Below are 12,792 nucleotides of genomic sequence, written 5' to 3' on the forward strand. Positions count from 1 at the left end.
ATAAAGATAGCGCCTTAGAACGAATATCTTAAATCAAAATTTTCAATGAGCGAAAGCTCAGTTAATAATTCTTCATTCCTCATTGCAAAATGATTTCTATAGACAAAAATTCTCTTCTTCATGCCTATACGCTCACAAGAGCTGTTCAAAAGCAATGCCCCGACCTTCCACCTGCGGTTTTACAAACTCACTTCCTGGTCGAACTATTTTATCACATACTTCTTTTCAGAGCAGGTAAAGTTCCTTCGTACCCCCTCCCCTTTACTGAAGATGAAATCATTATTGACCGATCGGTAATTTTTCATCAATTCTTAAAGGTATTTGACTTCGACCAACCTCTATCATTTTTAAAGACATATAAGGAACTGGGAATTGAATCCTTACTATTATTATGCGGCCAACGAAAAACCGAAGGCTCCTTAACCACAAAAGATGCTATCTTCCCTTCTTTTAAGCAACTATTATCTACCTTTCAGGTCCCCTACAATACAGATCTTAGTGTAGGATGCCGTGCCTTGTCCAAACACTTTCATCGCACCGCTGATACTTACTGGCCTATATTAACAGGTTCTCCACAACAAAAAGAATCGCTTGCGACAACCACATTACTAAGACTTCTCAAAGAAAAAACTTGGTGGAATACCTTTGAGCACAGTATACACGGTACAGTCTATGAAATCCGGGTAGCATCAGGACACGGTTGTCGATGGCAACACACAACATCAAACTTAAAATTCATTGGGTTTCTAGAGCCTTTTTTGAAATAACTGATCTACTACTCCCACTTAGAACTTGTTATAGTATTTGGAGTTCACCCTGTCACTGTTTAGGGAATAGTATATAGTTTATATAGAAGCATTCCATCATTTCAATCCAGTAAGTACTTCCCCCAAAAACAATACAATAGATTGCTAATACAACTCATGGCGATACTTTCATCTCAAAAATAAGGAGAAATAAAAATAACATAATACACTACAATCCATATCGATAAAATCTTATCCAATTCATATACCATCTTATCTTGAGGAGATCAGCTCTTATTTTTTCCATATACATTAACCTATAAATCAAGTCATTAAGAGCTTGTTTGGAATACATCTTCAGATAGAAAATTCCTCTAATCACTGTTCAAAATCGACTCAAATTTTCGACAAATAGAACCACTATTATTCTCAAATTTGAATCAATTTGAACAGGCTATAGAAATTTTCTCTATCTAAATCAGTATTTCAAACAAGCTCTAAGCTATCACTATAGTTTTTATTGACTTATTGTTTATAGTTAAAATCCAATCTATTTTATGTTTTCTAAAATGAAAATGACAGGCATCGTCCTTTCATTATTACTACTGACTTTTCAAGCTCAGGCACAAACACCATCCACCAACTGTAACCAATTCCAACAAAGACAAAAACTTCTACAAAATGAAAGCAACTTCAAACGTATCCAGAAAGCCGAAGACTTTCTTCAACAACACACGGAAGCCTACCGTCAACTCAGACGTGTAGGTAGAATAGCTGAAAATGTACTGACGATACCAATCGTCTTTCATGTCATTCATAATAATGGCATTGAGAATATCTCTGATGAACAGATCATTGAGGCCGTAGCACAGATCAATGAAGACTTCAATGCACTCAACCCCGGCTCCTCCAACATTATCCCGGAGTTTCAGAATCTACAGGCTGATGTTAATCTAGAGTTTCGTCTAGCACAACTAGATCCCAACGGCAATCCTACAACAGGAATCACTCGCCACCAATCCAGCCTAACGGTCAATGGATCTAGCAATGAATATGAGATTAAAACAACCTATGGCTGGCCAAGGGATCAGTACCTCAATGTGTGGGTAGTCTACAGCTCTGATGGCAATAATGGCTCCGGTTATGCCTACTACCCTAGCTCTATTGATGATGAAGGCAGCAAGTACCGAGACGGTGTCATCGTATCACATTGGGCTGTGGGAAGAACCGGAACGGCTGCTTCTACCCATTACAAGCTATTAACCCATGAAATTGGTCACTGGGCCAATTTGAAGCATACGTGGGGTGATGAGTCCAATAATGGCGAAAGCAGTGGATGTTCCTATGATGATGGAGTAACGGATACTCCGCTAACCATCGGCTCTACAGGCTGCGCAACCGACGTTTACTCTTGTGGGTCTCTGGACAATGCCCAAAATTACATGGATTATTCTAGCTGTCCAGAGATGTTTACGTTGGGACAAAAAGACCGTATGAGAGCAGCAATCACCTCTCCTGTAGGTAGAAGAAGCAATCTATGGTCTGCGGAGAACCTTTCCAAAACACTAATTACCGGAAACCCTCCTTATGCCTTATTCGATACATTTCGTTTCACAGAGTATTATGAGAACAATGGTACTATCGGTAATGAAATCATTTGTACTCTAAAGAACACTACTTTTGCTACTTCTTCAGGCACCCTTTCTCCTGGAGTAGATTATGAAGTAAGTGGACTACCACAAGGTCTTTCCCCAGTAGTTACGGTGATGAATGATAGTACTGCTACTTTTAGCATTAGTGGTAACACTACTGCACATACCAATGGTGATGATCTTGAGCAGATCTCGTTTACCTTTAAAGATACCGCATTGAATGGAGGAAATGCTAACGCTTTACTGAACACAACGACAAACAATTTCTCGCTGGACTTCATTGATCCATACCAAGTGGTCTATAAGAATATTGACGACATCACTGCTAATGCAAATCAAACCTGGAACTACTTTACACTAGATGGACTAGGAAATGTTCCTTACGGCATTTGGTACGATGGCGGTAAATTGCGCATAGAAACCTATACCAAAGCCTTAATTGCTGAAGGAAGCACACGCAATATATCCTTGTTAACCAAAGGAACGTTGATTTCACAAGCTAGCAACTGGGTCAATGGCGGAAGCTATCCTAATGAACATGACCTAAGAAGCAATGACTATACTCTATGGGATGGGCAAGAAGGGTATATCGGTTTTAAAGTTGAAAATGCTGGATTAGAGAATTATGGTTGGTTCCATGTACAGGTGACCGCTGCCGGAGATGCTTTCACCTTATTGGATTATGCCTTTAATGAAGCGCCTTTTGAGTCTATCAATGCCGGAGAAGTAGGAGTATCCACCTTAACCTTCAGTAATACCTCCATGACAGAATCCAATAACAACAATGGTACATTCTCATCCACTATAACCATTAAGATGCTAGATGGCGCATTCTCCAAGCAAAGTGGCGTATTCTCAGAAGGAACGGACTATACTATCTCTGGACTTCCTGCCGGACTGTCTGCATCTATCACACTGAATGATCTACAAACCGCAACACTTTCCTTGAGTGGGAGTAGCAATCCACATACTGAAAATGAAAATGGTAATTTCAGTGTTAACTTTCTGGACCCTGCCTTCCAAGGACTAATTGCCAGTGAGGTATCCAACAGCAGCTTCTCTATTGCCTATAACTTTAGAGATCCTTATCAGGTTATCCATACCGTACACGACACTCCTTTAAGAGTGGAAGAAGGGGGGAATACCTGGTCTTATTTCTCTTTCTCTCCAAGAAATGATTACGGAGAATATGGCGTCTTCTACGATGAAAATGATGCCACCTTTAAGCTAGAGGCCTATACCAAGGAAGCGATCACTGAAGGTAGTTCATTCAACCTTTCTTTGTTAACTGAGAACTCTCTTATCGACAATAATCAAAACTGGACTAACGGAGGAGCATACCCTGACCTTCATGTTGTAGCAAGTGCTACTTACACAAGTCTTCATGGACAAACCGGCTATCTGGGATTACGTTTCAATATTGAAGAGGAAATACACTACGGATGGGCCAAGATTAGTGTTGATCAAGATGGCAAAGGGTACACCCTTACCGAAATGGCTTACAATACCGAACCGGGTGTCATGATCAAAGCTGGGCAAACAACCTTATCCAATGAAGGAACTCCTGTAATCACCGACTTCACAGCCAATACTACGACAATTCAGGAAGGTGAAAGTATCCAATTTAATGACTTGTCTGCTAATACACCTACTTCCTGGTCATGGACCTTTGAGGGAGGAACTCCTGCAAGCAGTACCCAGCAAAACCCTACTGTCACCTACAGCACTCCCGGAACTTATGCTGTTTCTTTAACGGCTTCCAATGCCTATGGTAGTGATAGTATGAGCAAGTTAGCATACATCACTGTAACAGAGGTCTCTGATGGCACTTATTGCGCAGCCATTACAACAATGGATAACAATTACATCGACAACGTAAGCTTCGGAGATATTGACAACAGCAGTGCCTGGGATGGGTATGCCGATTATAGCGGCTCTGCCAATACCTCTGTGATTACTGGCACTACAATCCCTCTTACAATCAGTGCCAATATAGAGTACTGGCCATACATTACCGCCGCAGCGTGGATCGATTGGAATCAGGACGGTGATTTTGACGATGCGGGAGAAGAGGTTTATCAATTCGAGGGATCCGGACCATTCACTACAGATGTCAATATTCCTCAATCAGCGACTTTAGGTACTACTCGTATGAGAGTTCGACTGGGTTACAGTAAAACCCTAACCCCTTGCGGTACCGACACCTATCAGGGAGAAGTAGAAGATTACAGCATTACCATCAGTACGGAAAGCACTCCTATCACCTATTGTGATGCTTCCTCTGACCTGGACTATGATATGATCACCAACGTTTCACTTGGCGATATCAATCACAGCTCCCAATGGGCTTCTTACAATGACTTCACGGCACAAAGCACTTCCCTTGGCCGAGGTGAAAGCTATCCACTTACAATCGCTCTGGATATTGAATACTGGGATGCCTTAGCTGTTGCTGCTTGGATTGACTGGAATCAAGATGGTGATTTTGACGATACAGGAGAAGAAGTCTATAGTCATCTAGGACAAGGTCCTTATCAAGGGACTGTCAATGTACCTACTACCGCAAGCATAGGTAACACAAGAATGAGGGTTCGAATGGGTTACTATGATGCACAAGTCCCTTGTGGCGTCGACACCTACTTTGGGGAGGTTGAAGACTACACCATTGCTGTTACAGGCAATAATGCTGGGCAAAAAATGGTACTGGGTATAGAAAACACCATAACTGCTTTCTCAGTATATCCAAACCCTAGTTATAACGGACAGTTCTTTCTAGAGCTACCTAAAAGCAACCTAGAAAAAAATATCACAATCTTTAACCTTCACGGGCAGATAGTACATCAAGAACTACTTCCCGCCGGAAAAAATAAGATTGTGCTCAAAGAATATCATAAAGGACTACACTTGATTCAAGTGATCTCTGGAGAGAAAGTAGGCGTTCAGAAACTACTGCTTCGCTAAGTTTTTTTCATTAAAAATGAGTCATCCCATATTGACCTTTAAGGGATGACTCATTCTTTTACACCTAATAAACAGGGGTATTCACCTTGACATCAAACCTTCCATCCCTCACCTCTACTTGATCAGACTCATCATCATCATTCACCAAGGTAAATTCAAATGTACCAGACAAGACACTATCCATTCTGGACATCTCAATCACAGCCGATGTAGCCGTGTAACAGGCGTGGCTCACAGAATCTCTCAATGTGATGGCAATTTCATTTGTTTTGTCATAATACCCACCAAGAGTTCCTTCAGCCTTTGACAAAAGGACCTCCTCTCCCAAAAGCAATTCCTTTCTATTTAAAGAGAAATAGATTTCTACTGGCTCCCCTTGTATCGCTATGATTTCAAAGGTAGAGTCACTCTCCCCCCAAGCATTTAACTTGGCTCTTTTATTAGCCCAATGTTCATAATATGAGCAGCAAGGCACCCAAACTGTGTCGGCTATAATACATCCAAAAGTACCAGCTCCCTCAGACGTTATAGGTGGCAGGTCAGGATTTTCAGGAGGGTATAATTCTAAGTCACATTTCAAACTTAAGAGTAGGAGTACTAATGGAAAAAATCGTTTTAGTAATTTAATGTGATCCATATTGTTTGTTGGTTATTAAAGTAATAAGGTACTTTTATGAAGACAGATAGATATTGCTTAATGACAATATTATCCAACAACTACCAACTTGCCATTAACTACTCCAGTATTCACCTTCCCCTCTTTGAGTAAAATAAACGTAGGGTTTTGCTCTAATGCTATCCCTGAAGGTACCTCCTCCTGCTCTCCCAATAATGGAAGTATTCCTTGGTAACGTTCTTCTTCCTGAAAGCTTTTCACTCTAAAAAACGTATAACCTTCTTTCAAGTAAGTTTTCAAATCTTCTTGAGGAGTACCCTGTAAGTCTTGAAATAATTCAGGGTATACCTTGCCTTGCTGATACGTCCATTCCTCTGCATTCACCTCTTCATAAGTCCCGTAAGTACTCAGGTCTCCCAAATCCGTAAGCTCCGCAATAGACAATAGAGGCTTATCCATTCCCAGGAATAAATTCTTATAGGTTATCCCTATATCCATTTTAACGGTCGTCTCAGTATGCTTATACGTAAGACCTTTTAGCTTAAGGCCTAGCATCCTGTTGATATTCTCGGGAATGCTGTTATAGGCTGCTATAGGTTGTTTTTTATACTCTTCTGTACCAATTTGCCACAATGCTGTCAATATAGCGACAAAGTTCAGCTTGCGGATATATTGCTTTTCTGGGTCATTGCGATAGCCTCCGGACTCTATAAGAATCGTAGAAGTCCCCCATTTCTGTATATTATCCCCAAAAGCTCTAGGCTCAAAAGTATCGTCATAACGCCCTACTTGCCCCGGTATATATTGCTGCAATACTTCATTCATCCCTACAATCAGCTGCATGGCTCTTTCTCGGTGAGGAGGAATGGAACGCTGTACATCAGCTGGAGGAGCTAGAAATGAGATCACAGCGGGGTCAGGACTCTTACCTGCTGAATAGTACAAGCTTTGATCGTGAAGATTGAATCCATAGTCTGCCCTTAAACCATCCCGAATATCCTTTAGAATACGTGCTTCCGGAGAGGCTAATTGTACCGCATCCCGATTCAAGTCAATACCTAATGCATTTCTTCTTTGAAAACGCTCCGCTCCATCTGGATTCAACATAGGAATAAAATGCAAGGTAACTTTAGTGAGTAACCATGCCTTTTCATTTTGCAAGTAGGGAGTATCCTTAAAGAAGTTCAGTAAATCAAACAACGCCATGGTTGCTGTAGGCTCATCTCCGTGCATCTGACTCCAGAGCATGATATGAATTGGGCCATGTCCTACGGAAACCATTTTTATAGCACGACCTTCCACAGAGTGCCCAACCAAGTTCACCCTGAAGGGATCCGGTAATTGTTCTAAAAGATCTTGTACTGTTTGATGGGAAATACGGCGATGTGGTAACTGCTGCTCTTTACATTGCTCATGCAGTTCAAAAAATTGCTGTGTGAATACTTTTGTCATTATATGTTAGCAGTTAAAGTTAAACTGGTAATAATCAATGTAGGCCCTCGCCTCACGGCGAGGGTCCACGGGCGAATAGTCTTCCTATTGGTTCGTGAACCCTTGCCTGAGGCAAGGGCCTACCTTAAATTAATAACATCATGCCTTAGGCAGAAGTCTACACAGTTTTATACTGTCACAGACATCAAATGTGCCTTAAGCGCCTCATAATCTGCCGGAAGATTTACCGCTTGCTTTTCCCTATCAACAATCTCCTTCAAGCGAGCTGGAATATCAATCTCTTCTCCAATAATAGGAGATACAATATCATGAAACTTCACCGGGTGAGCTGTCGACAAGAATACCCCTGCAGCATCAGAACCTGACTCCTTCAGATAATCCCTTGCTCCCATATAAGCAATAGCCGTATGAGGACACATAACATATCCTGTCGCTTTCTGTACCTCATTAATGACTACCTTCACTTCTTCATCCGAATAGTGCTTTCCTACGATGTGCTCCGTTACGGACTCATAAGAATTCCCGAATAACTCCGTCATTCTTGGGAAGTTACTTGGGTTTCCTACGTCCATTGCATTGGATAATGTAGAGACTGACGGTTTAGGTTCAAACTTTCCTGTTTCCAGATAAGTAGGGACAATATGATTATCGTTGGTTGCTGCCACGAATTTCTCCACCGGCAATCCCATTGTATGGGCGATCAATCCACCACACAGGTTACCAAAGTTCCCACTAGGCACACAGAAAACGACCTTATCCTTTCCTTCTTTTTTCAATTGAGCATAAGCATTGAAATAATAGAACGATTGAGGGATCAGTCGACTGATATTGATAGAGTTCGCAGAAGACAAGTTCAAGGCTTCACTTAGCTCCTTATCCAGGAATGCCTGCTTGACCATACGCTGACAGTCATCAAACGTTCCATCGATCTCCAATGCTTCTACATTCCCTCCATTGGTGGTCAACTGCTGCTCTTGAATGTGACTTACCTTTCCTTTAGGGTAAAGAATCGTCACCTTAATGCCTGGTACATTGAAAAAGCCTTGAGCTACTGCACTTCCCGTATCTCCTGAAGTAGCTACAAGAATATGTAAAGTTTCACCTTCACTTAGGAAATATCCCATCAGACGAGACATGAAACGAGCACCAAAGTCCTTGAATGCTAAGGTTGGTCCATGGAACAACTCCAAGCTATACAAGTTCTCTTCCACCTTTACCGCTGGTGCTGGAAAATTAATGGCATCCTCCACTATTACTTTCAGTTCATCGGCAGGTACCACACGACCGATCAAGGCATTGGCTACCTCGAAAGCGATTTCCTGAAATGACAAATTGGGCAACTTGTCAAAAAATGAAGAAGGTAATGCCGGAATCTGCTCCAACATATATAGCCCATTATCTTCGGGCAAACCCTTGAAAACTGCCTCTTTCAGGGTTACCTCAGCGGCTTCTCGTTTTGTGCTATAAAGTTTCATTTTCACCAATGTTTGTTTGTTACATATAGGGGGCGCGATGAATTGCGCCCCTACGTTAGCTTATTACTTTTTCTTGCTGTTGTCGATTGTCATCTGAAACCCTAAGGAAATAATCCTTGGCTGCAGCTTTTACCTTTGGCGCCAACAACAATGCTGACACCATCGTAGGGATAGCCATCATGGCATACATCCCATCCATTAGATCAATCACTGCCTGTAATGAGAATACAGCTCCTGTGACAATCAATGCTGCATATAGGTAATTATATAGGTATTTGTGTCTGGCTCCTATCAGAAACGAAAGACATTTTGTTCCATAATAAGAGAACGTAAATAAGGTTGTGATGGAGAAGGTCAGTACGCAAAGCATCAAAAAATACTCTCCATATGGCATTGCTTTTCCAAATGCCTCAGCAGTGAGTAGAATTCCCTTCATGGAGTTCATATCTTCTTGCCCCTGCCAGGTATCCGTCACAATCAACGTAAGTGCAGTCAAGGTACATACTAAAATTGTATCGATTGCAGGCCCGAGCATGGCCACCAACCCTTCTCGTACCGGCTCATCGGTCTTAGCCGCTCCGTGCATCATAGGGGCTGTACCGATACCCGCCTCATTGGAAAAGGCCGCTCGCTTTGCTCCCATTACGATCACACTTCCTACCGCTCCACCTAGGGCAGCCTCTCCTGTGAAAGCGTCTGTGAATATCAAGGCAAAGGCTGCTGGTACGTTTCCTGCATTCACAATAATAATATACCCTACTAGCACCGCATACAACACAATCATAAATGGCACCAGCTTTCCTGCGATATTACTAATTTGCTTCAACCCTCCAAAGATGACCGTAGACACCACAAGCATTAATACAAACCCGATAATAAACTTGTCTTGCATTTCATTTCCAGAAAGCATACCCATAGGCTCCAGAATAATGTCCTTTACCCCCATCGTCAGCTGATTAGCCTGAAACATTGGGGATGCTCCAAACAAGCCCGCTATAGAGAAAAATACCGCCAATGGCTTCCATTTCTTTCCTAATCCTTCCATGATCACATACATCGGTCCTCCTTGCAGCTCGCCTGCAGAATCTTTTCCTCTGTACATCACCGCCAAGGTGCAAGTGAAAAACTTCGTCGCCGAACCGATCAATGCGCTCATCCACATCCAGAATACCGCTCCTGGGCCTCCCATAGAGATCGCTACGGCTACGCCGCTAATATTACCCATCCCTACGGTTGCGGCAATAGCAGCAGATAATGCCTGATAGTGGTTGATCTCTCCCGGATCGTTAGGATCATCATACTTCCCTCTCAAGACATCAATCGCATGCCTAAAATAACGGAATGGTAAAAATTTAGAGTATAGTGTAAAAAATAGTCCTCCCCCTAGTAGCAACACCAATAAATGTGGCCCCCAGGCGAAGGTTGAAAAATCACTGCATAATTTTTCGATTAGGCTTTGTTCCTGCATAATTCTGTTGTTTGTTTTTTTGACTTGGTAAATCTGTTCACTCCCATTAAGGACAGAAAAACGTGCTTTTTGTACTCGCTTACCAAGGCCTCCCTCATTTCACTTTTCTAAGATAAAGGGAATAAAAATTGAGATTATTACTTAATAATCCAAATTATGTTTCAAATAATACAGAAACCACGATAGTGCCCTTATTTATCACAAGCCTTTCTTTTTCGCCTCATTCCAGTACGCATCCATCTCATTTAGGGTCATTTCCCCAAAGGCCTTTCCATCTGCAGTTGCTTTTTCTTCCAGATAATTAAAACGACGAATAAATTTCTTGTTTGTCAACTCCAAAGCCGTCTCTGGATCAATGTTCATAAAGCGAGCATAATTGATCAAAGAGAACAGTACATCCCCAAATTCATCCTGTGCTTTTTCCATAGACACCTCTGGTTGTGCACACTCTTCCTTAAACTCTTGGATCTCCTCTTCTACCTTATTCCATACATCCTCTTTGTTATCCCAATCAAAGCCTACTCCCCTAGCTTTCTCCTGTATACGGGTTGCTTTGACCATCGCAGGCAATGACTTAGGCACACCCCCCAAGATCGTCTTCTTCTTATTTCCTTTTTCCTTTAGCTTAATCAACTCCCAGTTCCTCTTCACCTCTTCTTCATCCTGCACCTCAACATCTCCATAGATATGAGGGTGCCTTTCAATCAACTTGTCACAGATTCCATTCAATACATCCGTGATATCAAAGGCTTGCTTTTCCGATCCAATCTTGGCATAGAATACCAAATGCAACATCAAGTCTCCCAGTTCCTTTCTCACCTCTTCCATATCTTTCTCCAGAATAGCATCCGAAAGCTCGTAAGTTTCCTCTATCGTCAGATAGCGTAACGTATCCATTGTCTGTTTTCTATCCCATGGACATTGTTCCCTAAGATCGTCCATAATGTCTAGCAGTCGATTAAAAGCCAGTAAACGAGGGTCTTTTTCTTGTTCTGTCATCCTTTATTCCTATTTTTGGTAAGTAAGAATATGTTTAGAACCACACCTTTTGGTATAAAACTCCCCAAAACCTGGATTCCAAACATGTTCTAAAATATTTCCATTACACTTGAGCGCGGTGAATATATATGCAAACTTCAGAAATCAAAACCTCACTTCAAAAATACCTTCCGGAAGAAGCGGTCGACCGTTGTACGCAATGGATTGTTGAAGAAGGAATCCATCTAAAAATCACTCGTCCACGCAAAAGTCTCAATGGGAGCTTCAAACCTCCTCACAAAGGAAAAAGTCCTCAGGTAACGGTCAGTGGCAACTTAAATCACTATCATTTCCTGATTGTCTTCGTGCATGAAATTGCACACCTCAAGGTATGGAACAAGTTCAAAAATACGGTTCCCCCTCATGGACAGGAATGGAAAGATACCTTCCGACAGCTCATGCTCCCATTCCTTAAAGAAAAGGTATTTCCTGATGATATTGCTATTCCATTATTACACCATCTCCAGAATCCGTTGTATTCTTCCAGTGCAGATCCGGTGCTCATTCATGCCCTAAAGCAGTACAACACTAACGTAGATGAACAGCTTTTTGTCCAAGATTTGAAGGAAGGTGACCTGTTTATGATGGAAGACGGAAGAATTTTTGAAAAAAATAAGCTCCTTCGTAAATATTTTTTATGCACGGAAGTCAGTAGTGGTACAAAATTCAGGGTCAATGGATTAGCCCCTGTAAAAACCATAAAAAAGCCCTTGAAATAGGCTTAAATGGGGTTATTTCAAGGAGTATTCAAAGATTTTTTTTCATAAAAGCTTTGGCGAATAACAAAAAATACCCCACCTTTGCACCGCTCTAAAGGAAAAAAGAGCAGATAAAAACGGTGTTGTAGCTCAGTTGGTAGAGCATAGGACTGAAAATCCTTGTGTCGGTGGTTCGAATCCACTCAACACCACAAACAAAGTAAAAAGTAATAGGAAAAAGGGAATAAGTGATTAATCATTTTTAAATACCTTATACCTCTTACTTCATACCTTATACCTTAATACGGTGTTGTAGCTCAGTTGGTAGAGCATAGGACTGAAAATCCTTGTGTCGGTGGTTCGAATCCACTCAACACCACAACAATTTTCAATGATTTAATTATCAATTTTCAATACGGGAACATTTAACCATATTACTATTGAAAATTTATCATTGATAATTGAAAATTAAATAACCGGTGTTGTAGCTCAGTTGGTAGAGCATAGGACTGAAAATCCTTGTGTCGGTGGTTCGAATCCACTCAACACCACAATTAATTATCAATGACTTAATTATCAATTTTCAATACGGGAACATTTAACCATATTACTATTGAAAATTTATCATTGATAATTGAAAATTAAACAACTACGGTGTTGTAGCTCAGTTGGTAGAGCATAGGACT

The 12,792-nt window shown here is 41.3% G+C and carries 8 protein-coding genes and 3 tRNA genes; 6 read left to right on the top strand and 5 right to left on the bottom strand.

Going from position 1 to position 12,792, the window contains the following annotated elements:
• Positions 1-89: 89 nt before the first annotated feature.
• Together ABD985_RS21080 and ABD985_RS21085 are read left to right on the top strand one after the other, a co-directional pair.
• Positions 90-767, top strand: coding sequence for a hypothetical protein (locus ABD985_RS21080; protein ID WP_345375308.1), 678 nt, complete (start codon positions 90-92; stop codon positions 765-767).
• Positions 768-1,315: 548 nt separating this feature from the next.
• Complete coding sequence (locus ABD985_RS21085) at positions 1,316-5,359, top strand: GEVED domain-containing protein (RefSeq protein WP_345375310.1); 4,044 nt, start codon at positions 1,316-1,318, stop codon at positions 5,357-5,359.
• Positions 5,360-5,423: 64 nt separating this feature from the next.
• Here ABD985_RS21085 and ABD985_RS21090 read toward each other — a convergent pair whose 3' ends face one another.
• From ABD985_RS21090 to mazG, 5 genes are all read right to left on the bottom strand, one after another.
• Positions 5,424-5,996 (bottom strand): Riean_0653 family protein, encoded by a 573-nt coding sequence (locus ABD985_RS21090; protein ID WP_345375312.1) that lies wholly within the window; start codon positions 5,994-5,996, stop codon positions 5,424-5,426.
• Between the two features lie 69 nt (positions 5,997-6,065).
• On the bottom strand, positions 6,066-7,427 hold the full coding sequence (locus tag ABD985_RS21095; protein WP_345375314.1) for a M14 family metallopeptidase: 1,362 nt from the start codon (positions 7,425-7,427) through the stop codon (positions 6,066-6,068).
• A gap of 167 nt (positions 7,428-7,594) precedes the next feature.
• Positions 7,595-8,902: a threonine synthase gene (gene thrC, locus ABD985_RS21100; protein ID WP_345375317.1), complete on the bottom strand. Its 1,308-nt coding sequence runs from the start codon at positions 8,900-8,902 to the stop codon at positions 7,595-7,597.
• A gap of 55 nt (positions 8,903-8,957) precedes the next feature.
• Positions 8,958-10,370, bottom strand: coding sequence for an alanine/glycine:cation symporter family protein (locus tag ABD985_RS21105; RefSeq protein ID WP_345375319.1), 1,413 nt, complete (start codon positions 10,368-10,370; stop codon positions 8,958-8,960).
• Between the two features lie 198 nt (positions 10,371-10,568).
• Positions 10,569-11,369 carry a nucleoside triphosphate pyrophosphohydrolase gene (gene mazG, locus ABD985_RS21110; protein WP_345375321.1) on the bottom strand — a complete coding sequence of 267 codons (801 nt, stop codon included), beginning with the start codon at positions 11,367-11,369 and terminating at the stop codon, positions 10,569-10,571.
• A 128-nt stretch (positions 11,370-11,497) separates the two neighbouring features.
• On the opposite strand from mazG, the gene ABD985_RS21115 reads away from it, so the two are divergent.
• The 4 genes from ABD985_RS21115 to ABD985_RS21130 all read left to right on the top strand — a co-directional run bounded on the left by ABD985_RS21115 (position 11,498) and on the right by ABD985_RS21130 (position 12,657).
• The gene (locus tag ABD985_RS21115; RefSeq protein ID WP_345375322.1) at positions 11,498-12,127 is read left to right on the top strand and encodes a hypothetical protein; all 630 of its coding nucleotides are present in this window, start codon (positions 11,498-11,500) and stop codon (positions 12,125-12,127) included.
• Positions 12,128-12,245: 118 nt separating this feature from the next.
• A tRNA-Phe gene (locus ABD985_RS21120) sits at positions 12,246-12,318 on the top strand.
• 94 nt (positions 12,319-12,412) lie between these two features.
• A tRNA-Phe gene (locus tag ABD985_RS21125) sits at positions 12,413-12,485 on the top strand.
• A gap of 99 nt (positions 12,486-12,584) precedes the next feature.
• Positions 12,585-12,657 (top strand) — tRNA-Phe (locus tag ABD985_RS21130).
• Positions 12,658-12,792: the final 135 nt, after the last annotated feature.

It is taken from the genome of Algivirga pacifica, assembly GCF_039543525.1.
Lineage (GTDB): Bacteria > Bacteroidota > Bacteroidia > Cytophagales > Flammeovirgaceae > Algivirga > Algivirga pacifica.

What these genes read in the sequence shown, in the direction of transcription:
- ABD985_RS21080 (WP_345375308.1), top strand. Translation starts at nt 90, where the DNA reads ATGATTTCTATAGACAAAAATTCTCTTCTTCATGCCTATACGCTCACA.
- ABD985_RS21085 (WP_345375310.1), top strand. Translation starts at nt 1,316, where the DNA reads ATGAAAATGACAGGCATCGTCCTTTCATTATTACTACTGACTTTTCAA.
- ABD985_RS21090 (WP_345375312.1), bottom strand. Translation starts at nt 5,996, where the DNA reads ATGGATCACATTAAATTACTAAAACGATTTTTTCCATTAGTACTCCTA.
- ABD985_RS21095 (WP_345375314.1), bottom strand. Translation starts at nt 7,427, where the DNA reads ATGACAAAAGTATTCACACAGCAATTTTTTGAACTGCATGAGCAATGT.
- thrC (WP_345375317.1), bottom strand. Translation starts at nt 8,902, where the DNA reads ATGAAACTTTATAGCACAAAACGAGAAGCCGCTGAGGTAACCCTGAAA.
- ABD985_RS21105 (WP_345375319.1), bottom strand. Translation starts at nt 10,370, where the DNA reads ATGCAGGAACAAAGCCTAATCGAAAAATTATGCAGTGATTTTTCAACC.
- mazG (WP_345375321.1), bottom strand. Translation starts at nt 11,369, where the DNA reads ATGACAGAACAAGAAAAAGACCCTCGTTTACTGGCTTTTAATCGACTG.
- ABD985_RS21115 (WP_345375322.1), top strand. Translation starts at nt 11,498, where the DNA reads ATGCAAACTTCAGAAATCAAAACCTCACTTCAAAAATACCTTCCGGAA.